The sequence below is a fragment of the Kitasatospora sp. NPDC088160 genome (assembly GCF_044741445.1).
Taxonomy (GTDB): Bacteria; Actinomycetota; Actinomycetes; order Streptomycetales; family Streptomycetaceae; genus Kitasatospora.
This window is the reverse complement of sequence record NZ_JBIUSS010000024.1, coordinates 156,807-180,939: the sequence shown is the minus strand read 5'-3', so window position 1 is coordinate 180,939 and position 24,133 is coordinate 156,807. Positions and strand designations below refer to the sequence as shown.

The following is a 24,133-nucleotide window of genomic DNA, read 5'->3' as shown; positions in this document are numbered from 1 at the left end:
CCCGCCAACCGATCCGCCACCCGCCGACCGGTCTTACCCGTCCCACCCACCACCAGCACCACACCAGCACCGACCGGAAGATCCACAACACCCTTACGAGCCATCACGAGCACCTCATTCGGAGAGACGGAGGAAACTGACGGAACCGACGTCCCGAAGGCGCCGGCGGCGATCGGGAGGTCCGACGCGATCCGCGGGCCCCTACCGCTCTGCGAGCCCGGCCGGTTCGTCGTCATGGCACCATTCAAATCCACCCCGAGTCGGCGAACCATAGCCACCGCACTCACATCCATGCGCGAGCGTCTACGCCGCCCACCAGCGGCTGTCCGGCCGGTCCGGTCCGCCACGGAGGTGCGGACCGGCTCCACCACCACCCCACCACAACACACCGCACCCCCGCCGGAAAGCCCTTTCCAGCACCTCTCGACCTCCTCTCCACCACCTCCGGAAATCGACTTCGAAAGAGCTCCGGAAAGCGGCGGGGAAGAAAATCACCGCTGGTGCGGAAATGCGGGTGGAATTCCGGCGGAACACCGGCGCGGCGACAGCGGCGGGCCCCAGGAGCGCGTCCGGACCGGGTCCGGGCGCCCGCGCCCCACCCCGGCAGCGGTAGTCTCGCGGCTGCTGTCGACCCGTGGGAGGGCATGTTCATGGCCAAGCTGATAGTCCTGCTCGCCGCAATCTCGGTGGTCTTCTCGATGATCGCGTTCAACGGCGGAAACGCCCCGATCGGCGTGCTGTTCGCCGTGGTGGCGGCGTCCCCGATCCTCTTCCTCGCCTACGCCGTGGCGACCAGGAAGCGCGCCGCCACCGGCGCCGCACGGCAGTTGACACCCGGCCGGCGCAAGGGACGGACGATCGCCGCACGGGTGGTCGCGCTGGCGATGGTCGGATTCCTCGGGTACGGCGTGTACTGGGTGATCTTCGAGCCGAAGGCGAGCGACAAGGCACTCAGCCGGATCTCCGACCTCGACGCCGGCTGCGCTTCCAACATCGCGCGCAAGTACTTCCCCAAGACCGCCGAGCACACCGGCGCCGGACCGCACCCGGTCGCGATGTTCACCGTCAGCGAGTCCGGCTCCTCGCACCCCGCCTCCCCCGCCGCCGGCTCGCCGGACTACTGGAGCGGGACCCGCCTGGACCCGTACCGCGTCCAGCTGATCGCCTGCCTGGGCTCACCCGACGAGGGCGAGTTCCTCACCGACTGCAAGTTCACCTCGGACACCCTCAAGCTCTACCGCGGCAGGTACGAGGTGACCGTGTACGAGGCCAGGACGGGGAGGAAGGTCGGCACCGAGCAGCTGCTGGGCAGCGCCAAACCCAGCTGCCCCAGCATGGTCTACCTGAAGAAGGACGTCTCCAAGCTGCACACCGAGCCAGAGTTCGCGGACTACCAGCAGGTACTGCGCAAGTACGTCGAGCAGTAGCCCGCCAGGAGCAGCGCCTCCCCGGGCGGCTCCTCCGCCCCCGGGGGATGATGACGGAGGGAGCGTCGAAGCTCACCGAGCGTAGCGAAGGGGACGCCCGCGTTCGATCCTGCGGAAAGCGGGCAGACGGGGCGTCTCGATACGGCGAGCGAAGGAGCCCCGCATGGCCGATCCGGCGAAGTCATCCGCGCGGAACCCGCACGACGGTGCGGCCCCCGGGGCCGGGTCCGGGTCCGGGTCCGGGTCCGCCGGAACCGGGGTCATCGAGACCAACGTGCCGGCCCGGCTGGACCGGCTGCCGTGGTCCCGCTGGCACTGGCGGATCGTGATCGGCCTGGGCACCGTCTGGATCCTGGACGGCCTCGAGGTGACGATCGTCGGCAACATGGCGGCCAGGCTCGCGCAGCCCGGCAGCGGCATCGCCATCTCGACGACCCAGGTGACGACGATCGCGGCCGCCGTGTACGTGGCGGGCGCCTGCTCCGGCGCGCTGTTCTTCGGCTGGCTGACCGACCGGCTCGGGCGCAAGAAGCTGTTCATGGTGACGCTCGCCGTCTACCTGGCGGCGACCGCCGTGACCTCGCTGTCCTGGACGGCCTGGTTCTTCTTCCTCTGCCGCTTCTTCACCGGGTTCGGCATCGGCGGCGAGTACGCGGCGATCAACTCGGCGATCGACGAGCTGATCCCGGCCCGGGTGCGCGGCCGGGTCGACCTGATCATCAACGGCAGCTTCTGGATCGGCGCCGCGCTCGGCGCCTTCGCCTCCGTCGCACTGCTGAACACCGCACTGTTCGCCACCGACGTGGGCTGGCGGCTCGCCTTCGGGATCGGTGTCGTGCTGGGCCTGGTGATCCTGCTGGTCCGCCGGCACGTCCCGGAGAGCCCGCGCTGGCTGTTCACCCACGGGCGGGCCCCGGAGGCCGAGGAGGTGGTGGCCGAGGCCGAGCGGGTCGTGGAGCGGGAGACCGGCCGACCGCTTCCGGCCGTCACCGACCGACCGATCCTGATCCGCGAGCGTGCCCCGCTCGGGTTCGTCACGCTCGCCCGCACCGTGATCAGCCGCTACCCGCGCCGCACGGTGCTCGGCCTCGCGCTCTTCATCGGGCAGGCGTTCCTGTACAACGCCGTGACCTTCGGCTACGCGGTCATCCTGACCCTCTACTTCGACGTGCCGGAGGGCGACACCGGCTACTACTTCGCGGTCATCGCGGTCGGCAACTTCCTCGGCCCGCTGCTCCTGGGCCACCTCTTCGACTCGGTCGGGCGGGTGCCGATGATCGCCGGCACGTACATCGGCTCCGGCCTCCTGCTGTTCGGCACCGCCGCGCTGTTCCAGCAGGGCGCGCTGAGCGCGGCCGGCATGACGGCCTGCTGGACGGCCGTGCTGTTCCTGGCCTCGGCGGGGGCGAGTGCGGCCTACCTGACGGTCAGCGAGATCTTCCCGCTGGAGACCAGGGCGATGTGCATCGCCTTCTTCTACGCCGTCGGCACGGCGGTCGGCGGCATCAGCGGCCCGCTGCTCTTCAACGGCCTGGTGAGCAGCGGGAAGGTCTCCGACACCACGCTCGCGTTCTGCATCGGGGCGGCCCTGATGACGGCCGCGGGGCTGGTCGAGGCCGCGATCGGCGTACGGGCGGAACGGCGCAGCCTGGAGGACCTGGCGGCCCCGCTGAGCGCCATCGAAGCGGCGGATCGTTAGCTGGTGCCGCCGCCGATGACCAGGATCCGTGTCAACTCGCGCACCCCTCACCGCGTTTGCCGCCGTCCCGAAGTCCAGGGCGTGTCTTCGCACCCCGCCTGCGCGCCGACGCCGGGCAGGCTGCACAGCGCTGCGGTGGATCGGCCCGGCCGGGAATCGCTCAGCCGTCCGGCCGTCGAAGGTCGCATCGGAGATTTTCTGATGAATCATCAGACTTCTTTGGCATCAGCCATGTTGTTCGTGCGGGCCCCATCGGTCTGCGGTTAACATGCGGGGCGTTCCGTTCGGAGACGAATCGCCCGGGAGGGCCGGCTGAGCTGCCGAGATCGGAGCCTGGCAGGCCAGGAGGAGAGTTCATGCGCGAGTCCTTAAAGCACGTCCAGCCCATCGGTGAGGGCCCGACCGCGGGCGACGTCGCGCTGCCGCCGGGCCTGCCGTACCCGGACGGGTGGGCCTCGGTCGGCTTTTCCGACGAGCTCAAGCCCGGCACGGTGCTCACCCGGCGGCTGGCCGGGGAGGACGTCGTGCTGTACCGGCTGCGGAGCGGGCGGATCCGCGCGATCCGCCCGTACTGCCCACACCTGGGGGCCCACCTCGGCCTCGCCGAGGTGGAGGGCGACGACCTGGTCTGCCCCTTCCACCGCTTCGCCTTCGACCCGGACGGCCGGTGCGTGCGGACCGGGTACGGCTCCGCGCCGCCGAAGGCCTCCCTGGCGCAGCTTCCGGTCCGCGAGGTGAACGACGCCGTCTTCGTCTGGCGCCACCACGACGGCCGGCAGCCGGACTGGGAGATCCCGTCGTGGCACACGCTCGGGCACCAGCCGCCCCGGCACGCCGCCTGGGAGATGGCCGGCTACGCCCAGGACGTCATGGAGAACGCGGTGGACCTGGGCCACTTCGTCACCCTGCACGGCTGGCCGAGCGGCGAGTTGGCGGCCCCGATCGACTGGGACGGCACGCGCTTCCACGTCTCGATGCGGGTGCAGGAGGACTTCCCGCTGCTGGGCCGGCGCCAGGTCGAGATCGAGGTCGACGGTTACGGCCTCGCCTGCCTGCACACCGACGTGCACACCCCGGCCCTCGGCCTGAAGATGTGCTCGCTGGTGATGGCCACCATGGTCGCGCCCGGCCGGATGCAGTTCCGGCAGGCGAGCCGGTTCTCCTTCGACGAGCCGTCCCGGCTGCCGCCCGCCGTCGGCAGGGCGGTCAGCCGGTCGTTGTCGAGCCTGCTGGCGGGCCCGATGTTCAAGCGGAGCTGCGAGTTCACGGCGGCCGACTTCCCGATCTGGTCCACCAAGAAGTACCTGTCACCGCCCCGGCTCGCCCCCGGCGACGGGCCGATCGGCGCCCTGCGGCACTGGGCCCGGCAGTTCTACCCGCCGGACCCCCAGGAACACCTGCCCGCGCCGACCGCCCTCACGGTCCGGACCGAGAACGGTGCCCGCAGCGGGCTCGCCAAGCCCTGAGCGGACGGACGGACGTACGGCCGGGGCCCGGGTCGGGGCCCCGGCCGGCCGTCTGCTCAGCTCGGGAGCCGGCCACCGAGCAGGAAGGCGGTGAACGGCGCGAGCACCCGGGGGTCGGTGAAGTCGACGCCGTGCGCGGTCGTGTCGAAGGTGACCATCGCCGCCCGGTGCCCGAAGGCGCGCTGGGTCTGCCGGGCGCCGTTGTAGGTGGTGTCGGGGTCGTACCGGTTCTGCAGCATCAGGATGTTGCGCGGGCCGTCCGGGTCGGCCCGGACCGGCGGTTCCTTCGAGCCGTAGTGCCAGAAGGCGCACGGCCAGACGTTGCCGCTCATGCCGTTGGTGAGCGGGTACCGGGCCCGGTCGGCGGCGGTGCGGGCGGCGTAGACGGCCGGGTTGCGGGGCCAGGCCGAGTCGCCGCAGATCACCGCGAACTGGGCCGCGAGGAAGTTGTCGGGGATGACCTGCGGCAGCGGGTTGCCACCCGATCCGCCGGTGCCCGCGCCCGTCGGCCCGGCGGCGACCGTCGCGCCCTCCGGCGTCGGGGCCTGGGCCTGGGCCGGAGTCGTGTCGCGTTCCTCGGCCAGTTGCAGGACCCGCGCGCCGAGGGGGTAGTAGCTCGGCTTGACCAGCGAGGCGTAGACGACGCTGCGCAGGCCGCCGCCGGTGAGCAGCCGGCCGCCCGACAGCGGCAGCGGGTCGCGGTCGACCTCGCCGGCCAGCCGGAGGTAGCTCGCCCGGACCGCCTCGGGGGTGGCGCCGAGGTGCAGGGTGGCGTCCTGGGCGGCGACGAAGCGGGCCAGGGCCGGGAAGGAGTCGGCGAAGCCTTCGCTGAACAGCCTGAACCCCTGCTCCAGCCCGCCCGGCGGCACCGTGCTGTCCAGCACCACGCGGTCGGTGTGCGAGGGGAAGAGGGTGGCGTAGACCTGGCCGAGGTAGGTGCCGTACGAGCTGCCCAGGTAGGAGATCCGGGGCAGGCCCAGGGCGGCCCGGATCCGGTCCAGGTCGCGGGCCGAGTTGGCGGTGGTCACGTCGGCCAGGTAGCCGCCGCTCGCGGCCGCGCAGCCGTCGGCCACCCGCCGGGCCTGGTCGAGGTTGGCGGTGATCGAGCCGTCGGGGCCGGGGAAGGGGTAGTTGAGCTGGGCGTCCCGCTCGGCGGCGGACAGGTCGCAGTGGACCGGGGCGCTGTTGCCCACCCCCCGCTCGTCGAAGCCGATCAGGTCGTACGAGCGCAGGACGTCCGGCGGCAGCAGCTTCGCCATCTCGCCCGGGTAGTCGAGTCCGGAGCCGCCCGGCCCGCCCGGCACCACGGCCAGGGTGCCGCGCCGGTGGGCGGGGTCGGCGGTGCGCAGCCGGGAGACGGTGAGGGTGATCGTGCCCTCGGCCGGGTCGTGGTAGTCCCGCGGCACCCGCAGGGTCGCGCACTGCTGGCGCGGGTCACGGGTGAACGGCACCCCGTTGGCGTTCGGGGTCGGCGCGGGGCAGGACCCCCAGGCGAGTTGCGCCGCCGGGGCCGCGACGGCGGTCGGCGCGAGTGGTGCGGCGAGCAGGAGGGCGGCGGTGAGCAGCGCGCCGCCGGCGCGGGCCGTGGTGCGGCCGGTAGGTCGGGTCATGCGTCCGACGCTAGGACTGGTGAGGTTCCGTCAGCCTCGGCGCGGGGGTGGAGAATTCACCCGGGGCGCTTCTCCACCCGGCTCCACCCGGCTCCACCCGGCTCCACCCCGGGGGTGAGTTCGACCAGGGCGGGCCGGACGGGCCGGTGTCGGCCCGTCCGGCGTCGGACAGGTCCTACGCGTGGGCGCCCGCGCACTCCGGGTGCCCCCAGCTGCTGCCCACCTTGGTGATGGTGTCGCCCTTGGCGTAGGGGCGGGTGCAGGGGCAGGTGCCGGGGAAGCGGGCGGCCAGGGTCCGCGAACCGCCCGAGGAGCGCTTCTTCGCCGTGGACGAACCGGCCGACGAGCCCGCCGACGAGGAAGCCGGGCGGGCGGCCCGCGCCGGGGTGGTCCGGGCCGGGTCCGGCTCGGGGAGGTCGGCGGCGGTTCCGCCCGCGGCCTGCTGCCGGCGGGCGGCGTCGCTTGCGGCCTTGTCGGCGATGGCGTTCAGCGGGTCGCCGTTCACCTGGTGGGCAGGGACGTACATGAAGGTGACGTCCCGCCCGGTCAGGAGCTCGTCGATGTGCTGGATCAGCTCGCGGTTGGCGACCGGCTTGCCGGCGGCGGTCTTCCACCCGTTGCGCTTCCAGCCGACCAGCCACTTGGTCACCGCGTCGCGGGTGTACGTGCTGTCGAGCCGGACCTCCAGCGGGACGGCCGGATCCGTCGACGCCAGCAGCTGCTCCAGCGCCGTCAGCTCGCCCACGTTGTTGGTGCTGTGCCCGAGCGGACCGGCCTGCCAGCGCTGGGGCACCCCGGCGGCGTCCGCCACCACATAGGCCCAGGCCGCCGGACCGGGGTTGCCCTTGGCTGCTCCGTCACACGCTGCAATGACTCGTTCGACCATGCCCCGATCATGCCAGGACGTGGCAGGCCCGGGCCAAATCGGTCAGATCCGGAGCAGCAGCAGGAGCAGGGCCGCGGACCAGCTGAAGTTGGTCGAGTTCCGCCCCTCCCCCGTCAGCGGGTCGTAGTTCTCCCGCAGCGGACCGTCCCCGCCGAGCCCGGCCGCCGCGGCCAGCAGCCGGTCCGTCGCCCGGCGGGCGTCCTGGCTCCAGCCGGACCGGCGCAGGCCTTCGATGGCGAAGTAGGTCTGGTCGATCCAGGCCAGCCCGCGCCAGTACCCGGCCGGGTCGAAGGAGGGCGAGCTGCGGGCGACGGTCGGGAACGGCAGCGCGGTGCCGAACTCGGCCGGGTCGAGCAGGAGCCCGCGGACCGCGCGGGCCTGGGCGGGCGAGGCGGTGCCGGACCAGAGCGGGATCGCGCCCTCGATGCCGCGCCCGCGCGCGGTGAGGCGGGCGCCGGTGGCCAGGTCGGTGTCGTGGAACCAGCCCGTGGCCGGGTCGAACATGGTGTCGCGCACGGCCCGGTCGATCGCCTCGGCCCGTCCGCGCAGCCGCTGGGCGGCGGTGCGGTCGCCGAGTTCGGCGGCGATGGCGGCCAGGGCGCGGTGGTCGGCGGCCAGGTAGGCGTTCAGGTCGACGGAGCGCTGGGTGAGCGACCAGCCCAGCAGGGCGCCCTGCGCGTTGCGGTTGGCGACGACGGCGGTGCCGAGGGCGGCGTCGAAGCGCGGCGCGTTGTCCATGCCGGACTCCCAGGCCGCCGCCGCCAGGCAGTCCGCCGGGGCGGCGTTGCCCGGGTCGGCGGTGGCGCCGTACTCGCACAGGCCTTCGCCGTCGTGGTCCCGGGTGCGGTACCACCAGTCCTGGTAGGCGGTCAGTTTGGGCAGCAGCTCGCGCAGGAACGCCCGGTCGCCGCCGCGCCGGTAGACCTCCCAGACCGCCCAGGAGGCCAGCGGGGGCTTGGAGTTGCGCTCGTTCCAGTTGCCGCCGCCGGTGCTCGGGTCGTTGTAGAAGACGCAGTCCGGGATCATCCCGGCGTCCTGCGGGCGGTCGGCGGAGTCGGGCCGGATCTGGTGGTCGAACATCGCCCGGATCTGGTCGGCGGCCAGGTCGGGGGCGAAGACGGCGGTGCCGGCGGCCTGCTTCCAGGTGTCCCAGGCCCAGACCCCGCTGAACCACTTGTACGAGAGCGTGGGCGTGACCGCGTCGTGCCGGATCCGCCCGGCCGGGCTGCGCCAGTTGGTGACCAGGGTCTGCACGCACTTGACGGCCGTCCGGCGGCGCGCGGCGGGGACGCCCTCGGTCGCCCGGGTGACGTACCCGGCCCAGCGGGCGGCGCCCGCCGCGGCGACCCGGTCGGGGGCGCGCAGCGCGGCGTCCGCCTCGGCGACGGCGCGGGAGTGCTCGGCGTCGGTGAAGGTGTAGCTCTCGGCCCAGTCCAGGGTGCGGGCCGCGCCCGGGGCCAGCCGGACAGGCCCGGCCAGTTCGGTGCGGTGGCCGTCGCCGCTGACGGTGGTGCGGACCGGCGCCGCGTGGCGGACCTCGAAGCGCTCGGTGCCGTCGGTGAGGTAGTCCCAGGTCTGCCGTACCCGGGCGAACCGGACGGCGACGCCGCGCTCGGCGGCGACCAGGGCGGGGGCGTCGTGCTGGGGGCCGGTGGCCGGGCGCAGCAGTGTCCCGGTCCAGGCGACCTGGAGGGTCCGTTCGGCCGGGCCGCCGTTGGCCAGCCGGGCCCTGACCAGGGCGGTGCGGTTGCCGGCGAAGCGCAGTTCGAGGGTGAGCGCCAGGCGGCCGCCGAGGTCGTAGGACTGGCGCAGCAGCCCGGGCAGCGAGGTGAGCCGGGGGGCGCCGCCGGCGGCGAGGTCCAGGATCCTTCCCTGCTCGGTCAGTTGGAGGCGGTTGAGGCCGTCGCTGAGCCACCACGGGTATTCCTGGGCGAGGTGGAGGGGGCCGGTGAAGCCGCCGAGCGGGTCCTGCGGGCGCGGCAGGGCGTAGGCGTGCCAGGCGCCGAGGTCGGCGAAGACGTTGATCGGGTTGTTGCCGGTGGCGTCGCCGGGGTAGGCCTGCGCGGGGGTGCCGTGCAGGTCGAGGATGTCGGCGTAGCGGTCGGACAGGTCGGACAGGGCGGACGGGTCAGCCAGGTCGGACGGGGCGGCCTGCCGGTCGTCGGCGTGGGCGGCCGGTGCGACGCCGCCCGCCACGGCGAGGGCGGTGCCGGTGGCGGCGGTGGCGGCCAGGAGTCGGCGGCGGGACAACGGCGTCATGTGCGCTCCTCGGCGGGCGTGGACGGAGACGGAGACGTGGGCGTGGACGGGGACGGAGAGGCCGGATCGGGGCCGGCGGCGGGAACCCGGACGATGGCGGCGCCGAGCGGTGCGAGGGTGACGCCCCGGCCGGTGTCGGCGCCGGTGAGCAGGTCGGTGCCGGGCCGGTCCAGCGCCACCCGGCATGCGGCGGGGCCGTGGTTGAGCAGGAACAGGTAGTCGGTGCCGTCGGCGGCGCGGCGGCGGGTGGCCTCGACGCCGGTCGGCAGGCCGGGCAGTTCGGCGCCGACCCCGGCTTCGGCGAGCGGCAGGTCGAGCACCCGGCCGACGTCCGCGCCGAGGTGGCAGCCGAGGTACCAGGCGCTGCCGGTGCCGTGGCGGTGCCGGGTGACGGCGGGCAGGCCCGCCAGCTCGCCGGAGGCGTAGCGGGCGACGGTCTCGGCGCCCTCGGTGTCGATCCATTCGCTCCAGTGCTCGGCCCGCAGCTCCGGCCCGCCGTCATCGAGCCGGACGGTGGTGGCGGCCCCGTCGGGGATCGGCCAGTGCTCGTCCACGACGAGGCCGAACAGCGGCCGCAGCGGCCCGGGGTGGCCGCCGGGGTGGAGGTGGTCGTGCCGGTCGCTGATGCCGCTGAACGGGCCGCAGACCAGGTGGCCGCCCGCCTGGACGAAGGCGGTGAGCCGGGCGGCGGTGGCGGTGTCGAGCAGGTACAGGTTGGGGGCGAGCAGCAGCCGGTAGCCGTCGAGGTCGCCGGTGGGCGGGACGAAGTCGACGGTCACGCCGCGGTCGTGGAGGGCCGCGTACCAGGGCCGGAGCAGGTCGAGCCAGCGCATCCGCGCGGAGGGGTGGTCGTCCAGCTCCAGCGCCCACCAGCTGTCCCAGTCGAGCAGGACGGCCGCCCGCCCGCGGATCCGGCTGCCCGCGATCTCGCCGAGCCGGCGCAGCTCTGCCCCGAACCGGACGGTCTCCCGCCAGCCGCGCGAGGAGGTGCCGCGGTGCGGGAGCATCGCGCTGTGGAACTTCTCGGCCCCGGCGACGGAGGCGCGCCACTGGAAGTGCAGTACGCCGTCCGCGCCCCGGGCCAGCGCCTGGAGCGACCAGAGCCGGTACAGGCCGGGCCGTTTGGGCAGGTTGACGGGCCGCCAGCTGACGGCCGAGGGGGCCTGTTCCATCAGCAGCCACGGCTTGCCGCCCTTGAGGGAGCGCATCAGGTCGTAGTTCATGGCCGCGTTGACGTGTGTGCGGGGGTCGGCCGGGTCGGGGTAGGCGTCGTCGGAGACGAGGTCCTCGTGGCGGCTCCACTCCCAGTAGTCCAGCGACTTGAGCATCGACATGAAGTTGGTGGTGACCGGCACGCCCGGTGAGACCTCGTCGAGGACGGCCTTCTCGGTGCGGTGCAGGGCCAGCAGCGCGTCGGAGCAGAACCGGCGCCAGTCCAGCAGCTGGGTCGGGTTGACCGGCCCCGGCGCGGCGCGCGGTGGTTCGATCTCGTCGAACGAGCCGTAGCGCTGCGACCAGAACGCCGTCCCCCAGGACCGGTTGAGCTCGTCGACGTCGCCGTGCCGCTCGCGCAGCCAGCGCCGGAAGTCGGCGGCGGACGCGGGGCAGAAGCACTCCTGGACGTGGTCTCCGTACTCGTTGTGGATGTGCCACAGGGCGAGTGCGGGGTGGTCGTGGTAGCGCTCGGCGAGGGCCCGGGTGAGCCGGGCGGCGGCGGCCCGGTAGACGGCGGAAGAGGGGCAGTAGTGCTGGCGCGAGCCGAACTCCAGCCGGACGCCGTCGGCGGTGACGGGCAGCAGCTCGGGGTGGGCGCGGACCAGCCAGGCGGGTGGCGAGGCGGTGGCGGTGGCCAGGTCGACGGCGATGCCGTGGCCGTGGACGAGGTCGAGGAGGCGGTCCAGCCAGCCGAAGTCCCAGCTGTCGGCCGCTGGTTGGAGCCGCGCCCAGGAGAAGACCCCGACGGTGACCAGGTTGACCCCGGCCTCGGCCATCAGCTTCACGTCCTCGGCCCACACCTCCTCGGACCACTGCTCGGGGTTCCAGTCCCCGCCGTAGAGGAGGCCGGGCACGCGGGTCAGCGCGGCCGCGTGGGAAGGAGTACGGGAGGTCATGCGGGGGGTCATCCTTTCAGCGCTCCGCCGAGCAGGCCGGCCACGAACTGCCGCTGGAACACCAGGAAGAGCAGCACCAGCGGGAGGGTGGCCAGCAGGGAGCCGAGCATGAGGCCGGAGTAGTCGACGCGGGTCAGCCCGGTCAGTGTGTTGAGCGCCACCGGCACGGTGTACTTGTCCTCGGTGTTGAGCATCAGAAGCGGCCAGATGAAGCTGTTCCACTGGCCCATGAAGGTGAAGATCACGAGCGCGCCCAACTGCGGCCGCACGCACGGCAGGACGACCTGGTAGAAGGTGCGCAGTTCGCCGGAGCCGTCGATGCGCGCCGACTCCAGGAGTTCGTCGGGGAAGTCCAGGAAGCCCTGGCGCATCAGCAGGATGCCGAAGGAGTTGGCCAGGAAGGGCAGGATGACCGCCTGGTAGCTGTCGATCCAGCCGACGCTGGCCATCATCTGGAACAGCGGGACGAGCAGCACCTGGAGCGGGATCATCATGGTCGCCAGCACCAGCCCGAGCAGTAGCCCGCGACCCCGGAACCGGTACTTGGCCAGCCCGTAGCCGCACATGGCCGACAGCAGGGAGCTCAGCGCGGTGTAGACGACGGCCACGCCGAGGCTGTTGAGCAGCACCCGGCCGAAGCCGATGCTCTGCTGGAGGTGCGCCAGGTTGCGCAGCAGTTCCCCGCCGGGCAGGAACGGCGGCGGGGAGTGGAAGAGTTCGGAGCTGCTGTGGGTGCTGGCGATCAGCATCCAGGCGAACGGCACCAGGCTGACGACGGCGCCGAGGGCGAGCACGGCCAGGACGGCGGCGCGGCCGAGCCGGGCGGCCGGCGGGCGGGCCAGCGGTGGGCGGACGGTCGCCGGTCGGGCGGGCCGGGGGCGGGCGGAGGTGGCGCTCATCGGCGGCGTTCCCTTCCGTAGAACCGGAACTGGAGGAGGGAGACGGCGGCGATGACCAGCACCACGACCCAGGCGATCGCGGCCGCGTACCCGAAGTCGAGCTGCTGGAAGCCGACCTTGTACAGGTAGACCACCGGGGTGAGGGTCGCGTCGCCGGGGCCGCCGCGCGTCAGCACGTAGTTCTCGTCGAAGAGTTGGAGCGTGCCGATGGTGGAGGTGATGACGCAGAACAGCACCACCGGCCGCAGCTGCGGCAGGATCACGCTGGTGTAGGTGCGCAGCGTGCCCGCGCCGTCGAGGGCGGCGGCCTCGTACTGGTCCCGGCCGATGGCGTGCAGGCCGGCGAGCAGGATGACGGCGTTGTAGCCGGTCCAGCGCCAGGTGACCGAGCCGATCAGGGAGATCCTGGCCCAGGTGGGCGAGTTGAGCCAGTCGACGGGGCCGGCGCCCAGGGCGTGCAGGAGCTGGTTGGCCAGGCCGCCGTCGGTGCGCAGCAGCACCTGGAAGACGACGGCGTAGGCGACCAGCGTGGTGACGGCGGGCAGGAAGAAGACGGCCCGCCAGCCGGCCCGGAAGCGCAGCCAGGACTGGTTCAGCAGGACGGCCAGCACCAGCGCCAGGCCGATCATCACGGGCACCTGGACGGCCAGGATCATCCCGGTGTTGACCAGGGAGTGCAGGAAGGCCGGGTCGTCCAGCATCCGCCGGTACTGGTCCAGGCCGACCCAGACGGTGGCGCCGTCCCGGCGGGCGGTGAAGCTCTGATAGAGGCTGGCGCCGAGCGGATAGGCGAAGAAGAGGATGAAGAGCACGGCCGTGGGCCCGGCGAAGAGCCAGGCCGCGGAGCGTGGCAGCCGTCGTCGCCGGGTGGGCGCGGTGCGCGCGGGTGCGGCGGCCACCCGGGGGGCGGGGGCCTGGAGACTGGTCATGGCGCGTGTCCCTACGGGGCCGGCTGGCGACTGGTCGCGGTGGCGATCTGGCGGGCGGCGGAGCGCAGCGCGGTGCCGGGGTCGGCTCCGTTGTGCAGCACCTGGTTGACGGCGGTGTTGACGATGTCGCCGGCCTTGGAGTCGTCGGCGGTGCTCTCGACGGTGGGGATGGACCGGGCGAGGTCGGCGAGGAGCCGCATGGCGGGCTGGTTCGCGTAGTACGGGTCCGGCTGCTGGAAGTACGGGTCGTCCAGGGCCGGGAGGTAGGCGGGGAAGAGGCCTTCGTGCTCCATCATCGAGGCCTGGTTGGCCCGGTCGGCGAGCAGGAAGGAGAGGAATTCCCAGGCCAGTTCGGGGTTCTTGCTCTGGGCGGTGACGCAGAGGGTGGAGCCGCCGCTGTTGGAGGTGCGGCAGCCGCCGGGGTCGAACGCGGGCAGGGGGACGACGCCGAACCTGCCGTTCAGGTCGGCCATGTCGCCGGTGAGGGTGCCGTCCCACCAGGCGGCGGTGGGGGTGGTGGCGGCCTTGCCGTCGTGGGTGCCGGAGACCAGGCCGTCCCAGCCGTTCTCGAAGTCGACCAGGCCCCGGTCGACCAGTTGCTTCATCAGGGTGAGCGCCCGTTCGGCGGCGGGTGAGGCGACGGCGACCTTGCCGTCGACGAACCAGCCCTGGCCCTGCTGTTGGAGCAGCAGGGCGAACATGCTGTCCTGCTTGGCGTCCAGGATGAGCAGTTTCTTGCCGGTGCGGTCCTTGAGGGTGGTGCCGGCGGCGAGGTAGTCGTCCCAGGTGGTGAGGGTGGCGGGGTCGATTCCGGCCTGCTGGAAGTGGTCGCGGCGGTAGAAGAGGGCGCATGGGCCGCTGTCCCAGGGCAGTGCGAGGACGCGGCCGCCCACGTCGGTGACGGTGCGCCAGGCGGACGGTGCGAAGTCCTTCGCGAGGCCGCCGGCCCGGCTGGTCAGGTCCACCAGCGCGTGGGGGAAGTTGCCGATGTAGGTGGGCATCCTGTGGCCCTCGACGGTCAGTACGTCGGGGAGTCCGCTGCCGGCTCCGAGCCCGACGGTGATCTTGTCGTAGGCGTTGTCGTAGCCGATGTCGACGACGTCGACGGTGGTGCCGGGGTGGGCCTGTTCGAAGGCCTTGCCGAGCCGTTGCATGGCCTTGGCGGCGACGTCCCAGGACCAGATGGTGATCTTCCCGGCGACCTTGCCGCCCGAACTCGCGTCCAGCCGTTTGGCGTCCGGGGCGCCGGCGCCGCCGGTGGCGCAGCCTGTCGCCCCGGTCAGCAGCAGCGCGCCGCCCGCGAGCCCGGCGCCGAGGACCCGGCGCCGGGTGGGGCCCGGTCCGGATCCGGCCCGGCTGCCCGCCGGAGCGTCAAGGCGTCTGTGCCGGGTGCCGGTTGAGTTCTTTCCTCCCGACATCTTGCCTCCTGAAGAGTGAATGCCGAATGCTGTATACAGAACTCAGCACACACAGTGCCGTCAAGGCCTGTGACCGAAATCGCGGAAGGTGCCAGGATGACCGCACGCGCCCCCCGGACCCACCCGTACATCCCCAACTCCGCCCCCGACGTGAAGAAGGCCATGCTGGCGGCGATCGGCGCGCACAGCGTCGAGGAGTTCTACGCCGACATCCCCGCCGAGCTCCGCCTGGACCGCCCGCTGCGACTGCCCGAGCCGCTCGGCTCCGAGGCGCAACTGGTCGCTCACATGGAGGAGTTGCTCGCCCGCAACGCCGCCGTCCCGCCCGGCCGCAGCTTCCTCGGCGCCAGCTGCTACCGCCACCACGTGCCCGCCGTGGTCGACGAGGTCGTCAACCGCAGCGAGTTCCTCACCGCCTACGCCGGTGAGCCGTACGAGGACCACGGCCGGTTCCAGGCCCTGTGGGAGTACCAGTCGCTGATGGCCGAACTGCTGGCCGTCGACGTCGTCAACGTGCCGACCTACGACGGCTTCCAGGCCGCCGCGACCGCACTGCGGATGGCCGGCCGGGCCACCGGGCGCCGCCGCCTCCTGCTGGTCGGCGACCTCGACCCGGACAAGCTCTCCCGGATCCGCGACTACGTGCGCGGCGTCCACGACCTCGTGCTCGTCCCGGCCGAGCCCGGGGCCGTCCGCGCCGCCCTCGCCGCCGGCGACGCCGCCGCCGTCTTCGCCGAACTGACCGACCACTGCGGCCGGGTCGACCCCGAACTGCCGCAGTACGTCGAACTCGCCCACCAGGCAGGCGCGCTGGCCGTCATCGGCGCCAACCCGCTGAGCCTCGGCGCGCTCGCCCCGCCCGCCTCCTTCGGCGCCGACCTCACCTGCGGCGACCTCCAGCCGCTCGGCATCCACCCCAGCTTCGGCGGCGGCAACGCGGGCTTCATCGCCAGCGCCGACGACGAACGCCTGGTGGCCGAGTACCCCAGCCGCCTCTTCGGCCTCACCCCCACCGACGTGCCGGGCGAGTACGGCTTCGGCGACGTCGCCTACGAGCGCACCTCCTTCGCCCTGCGCGAGGAGGGCAAGGAGTGGGTCGGCACCGCCGCCGCCCTGCACGGCATCGCCGCCGGGGTCTACCTCTCGCTGATGGGGCCGCACGGCATGCGCGAGATCGGCGAGACCATCCTCGCCAACACCGCCTACGCCCGCCGGCGCCTCGCCCAGGCCCCCGGCGTGGAACTCGCCGACCCCGAGGCCGTCCACTTCGCCGACTTCACCCTCCGCTACACCGGCGGGCGCACCGCCGCCGAGGTCGCCGCCGCGCTGCTCGCCCGCGGCCTGCACGCCGGCACCCCGGCCGGGGAACACGAGGGCCGCTACTGCGTGACCGAGCTCCACACCCAGGCCGACATCGACCGCCTCGCCACCGCCCTTGAGGAGATCGTCAAGTGACGGATCGTCAGAACAGCGGCGGGACCGACCCGCGGATCGCCCCCAAGCCCGCTCTGCGCCGCTTCCACCAGGCCCGCTGGGACGAGAAGCTGATCTTCGAACTGGGCGCGCCCGGCGAGCGCGGCGTCCTGCCGCCGACCCCCGGACCCGGCGTCACCGCCGCCGTCGGCAGCCCCGCCGACCGCCTGCCCGCCGCGCTGCGCCGCACCACCCCGGCCGCGCTGCCCGAACTCGGCCAGCAGCAGGTGCTCCGCCACTACCTGCGGCTCTCCCAGGAGAACCTCGGCGCCGACCTCAACGTCGACGTCGGCCAGGGCACCTGCACCATGAAGTACAGCCCCAAGGTCAACGACGCCTTCGTCCGCGACCCGCGCATCGCCGCCCTGCACCCGGCCCAGGACCCCTCGACCGTCCAAGGGGTGCTCGAACTCGTCCACCGGCTTGAGCAGTTGCTCAAGGAGGTCTCCGGCATGGACCGGGTCTCGCTGCAACCCGGCGCCGGCTCCGCCGCGATCTGGACCAACGTCTCCGTCATCCGCGCCCACTTCGCCGCCCGCGGCGAGGCGGAGCAGCGCGACGAGGTCATCACCACCGCCTTCTCGCACCCCTCCAACGCCGCCTGCGCCAAGACCGCCGGCTTCAAGGTGATCACCCTGCACCCGGACGCGGACGGCTACCCCGACATCGAGGCGCTGCGCGCCGCCGTCGGCCCGCGCACCGCCGCGCTGCTCATCACCAACCCCGAGGACACCGGGATCTACAACCCCCGGATCGCCGAGTTCGTCCGCATCGTGCACGCCGCCGGCGGCCTGTGCGCCTACGACCAGGCCAACGCCAACGGCGTCCTCGGCATCACCCGGGCCCGCGAGGCCGGCTTCGACCTGTGCCACTTCAACCTGCACAAGACCTTCTCCACCCCGCACGCCTGCGGCGGCCCCGCCGCCGGCGCCTGCGGCGTCACCGCCGAGCTCGCGCCCCACCTGCCCAGCCCCACCGTCGAGTTCGACGGCGAGCGGTACATCCTGGACCACGACCGGCCGGAGTCCATCGGCAAGATCCGCCCCTACCTGGGCGTCGTCCCGAACCTGGTCCGCGCCTACGCCTGGATCATGTCGATGGGCGCCGCGGGGCTGCGCGAGGCCGCCGAGACCGCCGTGCTCAACAACAACTACCTGATGCACCAGGTCCAGCGGATCCGCGGCGTCTCCGTGCCCTACGCCAAGGGGCGCCCGCGCGTCGAGCAGGTCCGCTACAGCTGGCAGCAGCTCAACGAGGACACCGGCCTGCACAGCGAGGACCTCGGGTACCGCGCCGCCGACTTCGGCACCCACTACTGGACCAGCCACCACCCGTACGTCGTCCCCGAGCCGATGACGCTGGAGCCGACCGAGTCCTACTCCCGCGCCGACCTCGACGAGTACGCCGCGATCCTCGCCGAGGTCGCCCGCGAGGCCTACGAGGACCCGGAGACCGTCCGCACGGCCCCGCACAACTCCACCGTGCACCGCATCCGGCACGAACCGCTGGACGACCCGGCGGTCTGGGCCGTCAGCTGGCGCGCCTACCGCCGCAAGGTCCTCGGCGAGCGGCCGTGACGGCGGGCCCCGGGGCCGGTCGTCCGACTCCCGCCGTCCGCCCGGCGGGCGGGAACCCGGCGACCGGCCCCACCGTCGGGCTCGTGGTCAACCCGGTCGCCGGACTCGGCGGCCGGGTCGGCCTCAAGGGCAGCGACGGCGCCGAGGTCCAGCAGCGGGCCCGCACCCTCGGCGCCCGGCCGGCCGCGACCTCCCGCACGGAGCTGATGCTCCGCCAGTTCGCCCTGCTCGCACCGCACTCGGCCTTGCTCACGGCGGCCGGGCCGATGGGTGCGGACGCGGCGCGGGCGGCCGGCCTCGACGCGACGGTGGTCCACCGGCCCACCGGCCCGGGCACCACGGCGGCGGACACCCGCGCGGCCGTCCGCGCCCTCGTCGCGGCCGGCGCCGGCCTGCTGCTGTTCTGCGGCGGCGACGGCACGGCCCGCGACGTCCTCGACGCGCTCGGATCGCTCGGATCGCTCGGCCCGCTCGGTGCGGAGCCAGGACCGCCCGTCCTCGGCATCCCGGCCGGGGTCAAGATGCACTCCGCGGTCTTCGCCGTCCACCCCCGCGCCGCCGCCGAGGTGGCCGCGGCCTGGGTGGGCGGCGGCGTCCGGCTGGCGTCCGCCGAGGTCGTGGACCGCGACGAGGCGGCGCTACGGGAGGGCCGGGTGTCCGCCCGCCTGCACGGGTGGCTGACCGTCCCGGTCCTGCCCGCCCGGGTCCAGCAGCGCAAGACCGGCAGTTCCGCCGCCGACCCCGAGGCGCTGGGCGGCATCGCCGCCGAGGTCGCCGAACGCGTCGGCCCCGGCGGGCTGCTCGCCCTCGGCCCGGGCGGCACGACGCACGCCGTCGCCACCGCGCTCGGCGCGGCGGACGCCTGTCTGACCGGCGTGGACGTGCTCCGCCTCCAACCGGGCGGCGGCGCCCGGGTCGTGATCCGCGATGCCCGGGCCGACCAGCTGCTGGCCCTGCCCGCCACCCCGTGGATCGCGCTCTCGCCGATCGGCGGCCAGGGCTTCCTGCTCGGCCGCGGCAACCAGCAGTTCACCCCCGAACTGCTGCGCGCCACCGGCCGCGAGCGGCTGCTCGTCCTCGCCACCGAGGCGAAGCTCGCCGCCCTCGCGGGCCGCCCGCTGCTGCTGGACACCGGTGACCCGGAGCTGGACGATGCCCTGTCCGGGCACGTCCGGGTGATCACCGGCCGCCACGCCAGCGCCGTCTACCGCCTGACCGCCTGACCGGCCCGACCATCTGACCAGCCGGGCCGGCCGGACCTCCTGAGACCCGCCCCCCTGAGACCTCCTGAGACCCCCTGAAGAGGAGCCCCCAGTGATCGACCTCCACGGCAAGCGCGCCATCGTCACCGGCGCCGCCTCCGGCATCGGCCGGGCCACCGCCGCGCTGCTGGCCGAACTCGGCGCGGCCGTCGTCCTCGCCGACCTCGACGCCGACCGCGGCGAACGGGCCGCCAAGGAGACCGGCGGCACCTTCGTCCGCTGCGACGTCTCCCAACGCGCCGACTGCGAACGGGCCGTACGCACCGCCGTCGACCTGCACGGCGGCGTCGACGTGCTGTTCAACAACGCCGGGATCATCCGCCGGTCCACCGTCTGCGACATCGCCGACGACGACTGGGACCTGGTGATGGCCGTCAACGTCCGCTCCGTCATGCTGCTCAGCGGGCTGGTCGTGCCGCTGATGGCCGCGAACGGTGGCGGCAGCATCATCAACACCGGCTCCGGCTGGGGCATCCGGGGCGGCGGCCGGGCCGTCTCCTACTGCGCCTCCAAGGGCGCCGTCGTCAACATGACCCGGGCCATGGCCATCGACCACGGCCCCGACAACATCCGCGTCAACTGCGTGTGCCCCGGCGACACCAACACCGGTATGCTCGCCGAGGAGGCCCGCCAGCTCGGCGAGAGCCCGGACGCCTTCTACGCCGACGCCGCCGACCGACCGCTCGGCCGCATCGGCCAGCCTCGGGACATCGCCCAGACGGTCGCCTTCCTCGCCAGTGACGCCTCCACGTTCGTCAGCGGCGCGATCATCGCCGTGGACGGCGCCGGGACCGCCTGACCAGTCGCCCGGCCGGTACGCTACGGACCGAGGAAGAAGGGAAAGCCCGATGGCGATCGAGCGGCGTCCGCTGCGCGAACAGGTGAAGGACGAACTCCTGGAGCGGCTGGGCCACGGCCGGTTCACCCCCGGCGAGTCGATCAACGAGGTCCACCTCGCGGAGGAACTGGGCGTCAGCCGCACCCCGTTGCGCGAGGCGCTGATCAGTCTGGAGCGCGAAGGCATCATCACCAGCGAGCGCGGCAAGGGCTTTCGCTTCGCACCCACCGGCCGGCAGGAGTTCCTCGACCTCACGGCCATCCTGATCGCCCTGGAGTCGCTGGCGCTGCGGACCTCCGACCGCGCGTACCTCTCGGCCATCGCGCCCCGGCTGCTGGCGGAGGCCCGCGCCTTCTCCGCGCCCCAGGCCCCGCACGGCACCATAGAGCGCTACGACGACGCCTGGCACGCGCTGTTGCTCTCCGGCTGCTCCAACACCCGGCTGCGCGAGCTGATCGACTCGCTCAAACTCACCCTCCACCGCTACGAGCGGGTGGTCGTCGGCGACCACGAGATCCTCGAACGCGCCGCCGAGGAGCACGAGCGGATCGCCCAGTGCCTCCTCGACGACGACGTGGAGCAGGCCGTCGCCGCCCTGGAGGCGAACTGGACCAGCGGCATGGAACGGATCATGGAGCGCCTGCCGGCCCTCGGCGCCCGCTGACGCGCCCTCCCCCGCGGCCGGGACGTCACTCCTCGTCGGACCGGCCGCGGACGCAGGTCAGCACTCCGGCCACGGCCGCGATCTGCGCGGTGAGCCCGCCTGCGTCGCCCTGCCCCTGCACCGACAGGGCGACCTCGACGGGCTTCTCGGAGACCTCGCCGGGGAGCTCCCCGTCCGTGCCGGACAGCGTGCGCAGCTCGAAGACGGCGAAGCCGGCCCGGGTGCACTGGTCCAGCACGTCCCGCAGCACCCCCCTGCCCGGACGGTAGACGATGCGGTACGAGACCGGCGGCCGGTGCAGCGCGGGCAGGCGGTTGAGCAACGGCCTGATCGCGTAGGACGCGAGGAAGTACGCCGCGACGGTCAGCGCCGCGAGCAGCGGCAGACCCGCGGCCGCGGCGGAGCCCACCGCCGCGGTGAGCCAGATCGTGGCCGCCGTCGTCAGGCCCTGCACCCAGCCCCGGTGCACGAAGATCACCCCGGCGCCGATGAAGCCCAGCCCCGACACGATCTGCGCGGCCATCCGGGACGGGTCCAGCTCGACGGTGCCCGCGCGCACCACGTCGGCGAAACCGTACTTGCTCACCAGGGTGAACAGCGCCGCGCCGCTGCCCACCGTCGTGTACGTCCGCAGGCCCGCGGACTTCTGGCGGATCTGCCGCTCGACCCCGATCAGGCCGGAGAGCAGGAAGGCGAACAGGAACTCCAGTACCTGGACCGACCCCTGACCGGACGGCCCGGCCGCCCATTGAACCGCTGCCATAGCCCTGACGCCTCTTCTCCGCCGCACCGCCGGCCCCGGACGTGGTGATTCATGCTAGGGCCCGGTGCCCGGCGGCGTGGCCTCCTCCCGGCAGGCCGGGGGTCGATTCCGCGTCAATTCCCGGCGAGTCCCCACCCGTCGGCGCGCACGGACGGCCTGGGCCGGACCGAGGCGAGCAGGGCGGCCGGGTCGGGATTCTTCTGGAGGCCCGGCAGCAGCAGTTCCCACAGGTCGCACAGGCGCTCCTCGATGGTGCGCCGTCCGTCGATCGCGTCGGAGACGGTGTGCAGCCCGAAGAACGCGCAGATCACGCCGTGGGCCGCGGTCGACGGGTCGACCCGGGCGGCGAGCTCGCCCTCGCTGCCCGCCCGTTCGAGCAGGACGCGGACGGTGTCGATCCACCCCACGAACGGCACCGGGAGGTCGGCGTCGATGGCCGCGCGCTCGGACCAGAGCCGGGCGCCGGCCCTGACCACGACGTCGTCGCGGAAGGCCCGCGCCACCGCGAAGCTCAGCCGGACGAGTTGCTCCAGCGCCGGCACCGGCGTGCGGGTGTGGCGCGCGACGAGCTCCGGCCAGGTGGCGAAGTGCGCTTCGATCACGGCGCGGGCCAGGTTCTCCTTGCTGGTGTAGTGGAAGTAGATGGCCCCGCTCGTCCTGCCGGAGGCCGCGCTGATGTCGCTGATGCTGGTGCCCGCGTACCCGCGTTCGTCGAACAATCGCGCAGCTGATTCGAGGACTGACCTCCGTGTCGTCTCCGCCCGATTCTGCACGCGCCTCTGCCTTTTCAAGATCACCTCGGCTTTTCGCACGCACTGTAGTGATCCGCGGGCCGGATCGCCAACTGACGACATGCGAAACCAAGGGGATTGATATTTTCTGTAAATATGAAGATGCTGGATTTCCTCCCCTCCTCGGCGGCCCGGCATCCTGCCCGACCGCTCAGCTGGTCCCGCACGGTCCCCCGTGAACTGGTCCACCGCGCCGCCGTGGCGGAGGTGCTGCTGACCGACGTCCGGGCCCGAGGCGGCGACCGCTTCGAGGCGGCGGCCCAGTGGCCCCGTTCCCACCCCACCTTCCCGCGCGGACGCGGGGAGCGGCACGACCCGCTGATCGCCGTGGAGACCGCCCGCCAGCTGGGCATCTACCTGCCGCTGCGCCACTACGGCGTACCGGCCGACACGCACCTGCTGATCACCGACGTGTCCTGCCGGGTCGACCCGGCGGCCGAGCCGCGCGGCGACGGCCCGGCGGCGGTCCTCTGCCGGGCCCTGGTGCACGACCTGCGGACCTCGGCCGGAAACCACCGGCCCACCGGCATGCGGCTGCGGGTCGACTGCTCCGCGCGGGGAGTGGTGTTCGCCCGGATCGAGGGCGGCACGCGCTTCGTCGAACGGCCCGCCTACCCGGCCCTGCGCGGCACCGCGCTGGCCGGGGACCCCGCGGACTCCGGCCCGCCCCCCGCCCCCCCGTCACCGGCGGAGGTCGGCGTCGCCCTGCCCTCCGACGTGCTGGTGACGCGCGCGGCCGGTCGTTCGTGGGCGGATGGCCCCCTCCTGATCTGCCCGGCCGATCCGGCGCACCCGTTCTTCTTCGACCACCCGTCCGACCACATGCCCGGCATGGTGCTGCTGGAGGCGGCCCGGCAGGCCACGGCACTGCGGAGCGCGGGGCGGCTGTCGCACCCCGTCGACTACCGGATGAAGGCCGTGCGGTTCACCGAGTTCGCCCCCCTCCCGGAAGTCGGCATCACCGAGTACGAGCATTTGTGTGTTTTTCATATTCGTCAGAACGGTCATATCACCGCCGTGGGGTCGTTGGGCTATTGAAGTAAAGACCCGGCAAATCTAGGGCCGCCAAGTTTGACCGCGAAACATATCGATCGTAACGTTGCGATCGTTATGTTCCGGGTCGTTTTCTCCGGCCCGGACGCCGATGCGCGTCGTTTTGCCGCGCTCCAGATTCCGGCCCCGGACAGGTCGGCAAGCGGCGACGGCCCCAGGCCGTGGCCGCCCCCCCTCGTCCCGACGCGCACCCCGGCGAATCCCACAGAGCCAATCCCACCTGAAGGGCGTAGGCATGACCGTGGAGAGAATCAACGACTGGACCCCTGCAGCCGTCGTCTTCGACTGCGACGGCACGCTGATGGACACCGAGTCGCACTGGCACGAGGCCCGTGCGGAGGTGCTGCGGGGCTACGGACTCACGGCCGGACCGGAGTTCACGGCGCGCGCGGCCGGGCTGCACTACTCGGACTGCGGGCGGCTGATGGCCGAGACCGCCGGCGACCCCTCGCTGGCGCCGGAGCTGACCGACCGGCTGCTGGCGAGCTTCCGGGCGCTCGTCGACGCCGACCCGGTCCCGATGCCGGGCGCGGCCGAACTGGTCGGCCGGCTCAGCGGGTTCGTCCCGCTGGCGGTCGCCAGCAACTGCCCGCGCGACGTGATCGAGGCCGGACTCGGCGGCGCCGGACTGCTCGAACACTTCGAGCACATCGTGGTCCCGGCCGAGGGGATCGGGCCCAAGCCGGCGCCGGACGTCTACCTGACCGCCGCCCGGCTCTGCGGCGCCGAGCCCACCGACTGCCTCGCCGTGGAGGACACCTTCTGCGGCATCCGCTCGGCCGTCCTGGCGGGGCTGCGGGTGATCGGTGTCGGACCGCACCCGTCGGCCGAGGCGCGGGACGCGGTCGACCTGTGGGTCGCCACCCTGGGCGAGCCGGGACTGCTCGACTGGGTCCGGCGCCGGAGCGCTCTCGCCCTCACCAGCTGAGCAGCCCCCGGCCGAGCAGCGCCCGGCGGAGCAGCGCCCGGCGGAGCGCAAGCCGGGTGGGGACCCGGCCAGGCGGTCAC

20 protein-coding genes are annotated in these 24,133 nt (G+C 73.2%); 10 read left to right on the top strand and 10 right to left on the bottom strand.

Features of this window, described 5'->3' with window-relative positions; genetic code table 11:
- On the bottom strand, positions 1-236 hold a 236-nt coding region (locus tag ACIOGZ_RS32575), incomplete at its 3' end, for a hypothetical protein (protein WP_363631982.1).
- Positions 237-650: 414 nt separating this feature from the next.
- Here ACIOGZ_RS32575 and ACIOGZ_RS32570 point away from each other — a divergent pair.
- The 3 genes from ACIOGZ_RS32570 to ACIOGZ_RS32560 all read left to right on the top strand — a co-directional run bounded on the left by ACIOGZ_RS32570 (position 651) and on the right by ACIOGZ_RS32560 (position 4,592).
- The gene (locus tag ACIOGZ_RS32570; protein ID WP_363586399.1) at positions 651-1,427 is read left to right on the top strand and encodes a hypothetical protein; all 777 of its coding nucleotides are present in this window, start codon (positions 651-653) and stop codon (positions 1,425-1,427) included.
- A gap of 163 nt (positions 1,428-1,590) precedes the next feature.
- The gene (locus ACIOGZ_RS32565) at positions 1,591-3,126 is read left to right on the top strand and encodes an MFS transporter (protein ID WP_400988664.1); all 1,536 of its coding nucleotides are present in this window, start codon (positions 1,591-1,593) and stop codon (positions 3,124-3,126) included.
- 356 nt (positions 3,127-3,482) lie between these two features.
- Entirely contained in the window at positions 3,483-4,592 is a 1,110-nt protein-coding gene (locus ACIOGZ_RS32560; protein ID WP_363586397.1) for a Rieske 2Fe-2S domain-containing protein, read from the top strand.
- A 56-nt stretch (positions 4,593-4,648) separates the two neighbouring features.
- Here ACIOGZ_RS32560 and ACIOGZ_RS32555 read toward each other — a convergent pair whose 3' ends face one another.
- The 7 genes from ACIOGZ_RS32555 to ACIOGZ_RS32525 all read right to left on the bottom strand — a co-directional run bounded on the left by ACIOGZ_RS32555 (position 4,649) and on the right by ACIOGZ_RS32525 (position 14,704).
- A complete protein-coding gene (locus tag ACIOGZ_RS32555) occupies positions 4,649-6,202 on the bottom strand; it encodes an alpha/beta fold hydrolase (protein ID WP_400988662.1) in 1,554 nt (517 codons plus the stop codon).
- Positions 6,203-6,377: 175 nt separating this feature from the next.
- A complete protein-coding gene (locus ACIOGZ_RS32550) occupies positions 6,378-7,088 on the bottom strand; it encodes a ribonuclease H (protein WP_363586395.1) in 711 nt (236 codons plus the stop codon).
- Between the two features lie 42 nt (positions 7,089-7,130).
- Positions 7,131-9,347: an MGH1-like glycoside hydrolase domain-containing protein gene (locus ACIOGZ_RS32545; protein WP_363586394.1), complete on the bottom strand. Its 2,217-nt coding sequence runs from the start codon at positions 9,345-9,347 to the stop codon at positions 7,131-7,133.
- Complete coding sequence (locus ACIOGZ_RS32540) at positions 9,344-11,458, bottom strand: beta-galactosidase (RefSeq protein WP_363586393.1); 2,115 nt, start codon at positions 11,456-11,458, stop codon at positions 9,344-9,346. The genes ACIOGZ_RS32545 and ACIOGZ_RS32540 overlap by 4 nt, the downstream gene beginning before the upstream one ends.
- An 8-nt stretch (positions 11,459-11,466) precedes the next feature.
- Complete coding sequence (locus ACIOGZ_RS32535; protein WP_363586392.1) at positions 11,467-12,357, bottom strand: carbohydrate ABC transporter permease; 891 nt, start codon at positions 12,355-12,357, stop codon at positions 11,467-11,469.
- The gene (locus tag ACIOGZ_RS32530) at positions 12,354-13,286 is read right to left on the bottom strand and encodes a sugar ABC transporter permease (protein ID WP_350884942.1); all 933 of its coding nucleotides are present in this window, start codon (positions 13,284-13,286) and stop codon (positions 12,354-12,356) included. The genes ACIOGZ_RS32535 and ACIOGZ_RS32530 overlap by 4 nt, the downstream gene beginning before the upstream one ends.
- A gap of 11 nt (positions 13,287-13,297) precedes the next feature.
- The gene (locus ACIOGZ_RS32525) at positions 13,298-14,704 is read right to left on the bottom strand and encodes a sugar ABC transporter substrate-binding protein (RefSeq protein WP_363586391.1); all 1,407 of its coding nucleotides are present in this window, start codon (positions 14,702-14,704) and stop codon (positions 13,298-13,300) included.
- Between the two features lie 96 nt (positions 14,705-14,800).
- Between ACIOGZ_RS32525 and gcvPA the strand changes: the two genes are divergently transcribed.
- From gcvPA to ACIOGZ_RS32500, 5 genes are all read left to right on the top strand, one after another.
- Positions 14,801-16,159: an aminomethyl-transferring glycine dehydrogenase subunit GcvPA gene (gene gcvPA, locus ACIOGZ_RS32520; RefSeq protein WP_400988660.1), complete on the top strand. Its 1,359-nt coding sequence runs from the start codon at positions 14,801-14,803 to the stop codon at positions 16,157-16,159.
- Positions 16,156-17,754, top strand: a complete 1,599-nt coding sequence (gene gcvPB, locus ACIOGZ_RS32515) for an aminomethyl-transferring glycine dehydrogenase subunit GcvPB (RefSeq protein ID WP_363586389.1) — start codon at positions 16,156-16,158, stop codon at positions 17,752-17,754. The genes gcvPA and gcvPB overlap by 4 nt, the downstream gene beginning before the upstream one ends.
- 83 nt (positions 17,755-17,837) lie before the next feature.
- On the top strand, positions 17,838-18,977 hold the full coding sequence (locus tag ACIOGZ_RS32510; protein ID WP_363586388.1) for an NAD(+)/NADH kinase: 1,140 nt from the start codon (positions 17,838-17,840) through the stop codon (positions 18,975-18,977).
- A gap of 91 nt (positions 18,978-19,068) precedes the next feature.
- Positions 19,069-19,815, top strand: a complete 747-nt coding sequence (locus ACIOGZ_RS32505; protein ID WP_363586387.1) for a glucose 1-dehydrogenase — start codon at positions 19,069-19,071, stop codon at positions 19,813-19,815.
- A gap of 49 nt (positions 19,816-19,864) precedes the next feature.
- Positions 19,865-20,518, top strand: coding sequence for a GntR family transcriptional regulator (locus tag ACIOGZ_RS32500; protein WP_363586386.1), 654 nt, complete (start codon positions 19,865-19,867; stop codon positions 20,516-20,518).
- Between the two features lie 25 nt (positions 20,519-20,543).
- Here the strand turns inward: ACIOGZ_RS32500 and ACIOGZ_RS32495 are convergent, their stop codons facing one another.
- Positions 20,544-21,281 (bottom strand): MgtC/SapB family protein, encoded by a 738-nt coding sequence (locus tag ACIOGZ_RS32495; RefSeq protein ID WP_363586385.1) that lies wholly within the window; start codon positions 21,279-21,281, stop codon positions 20,544-20,546.
- A gap of 113 nt (positions 21,282-21,394) precedes the next feature.
- Positions 21,395-22,054: a ScbR family autoregulator-binding transcription factor gene (locus ACIOGZ_RS32490; RefSeq protein ID WP_363586384.1), complete on the bottom strand. Its 660-nt coding sequence runs from the start codon at positions 22,052-22,054 to the stop codon at positions 21,395-21,397.
- Positions 22,055-22,168: 114 nt separating this feature from the next.
- Here ACIOGZ_RS32490 and ACIOGZ_RS32485 point away from each other — a divergent pair, with 114 nt between their 5' ends.
- Both ACIOGZ_RS32485 and ACIOGZ_RS32480 read left to right on the top strand, forming a co-directional pair.
- Positions 22,169-23,110 (top strand): ScbA/BarX family gamma-butyrolactone biosynthesis protein, encoded by a 942-nt coding sequence (locus ACIOGZ_RS32485; RefSeq protein ID WP_400988658.1) that lies wholly within the window; start codon positions 22,169-22,171, stop codon positions 23,108-23,110.
- A 250-nt stretch (positions 23,111-23,360) separates the two neighbouring features.
- On the top strand, positions 23,361-24,053 hold the full coding sequence (locus tag ACIOGZ_RS32480) for an HAD family phosphatase (protein WP_363586382.1): 693 nt from the start codon (positions 23,361-23,363) through the stop codon (positions 24,051-24,053).
- Positions 24,054-24,133 lie beyond the last annotated feature (80 nt).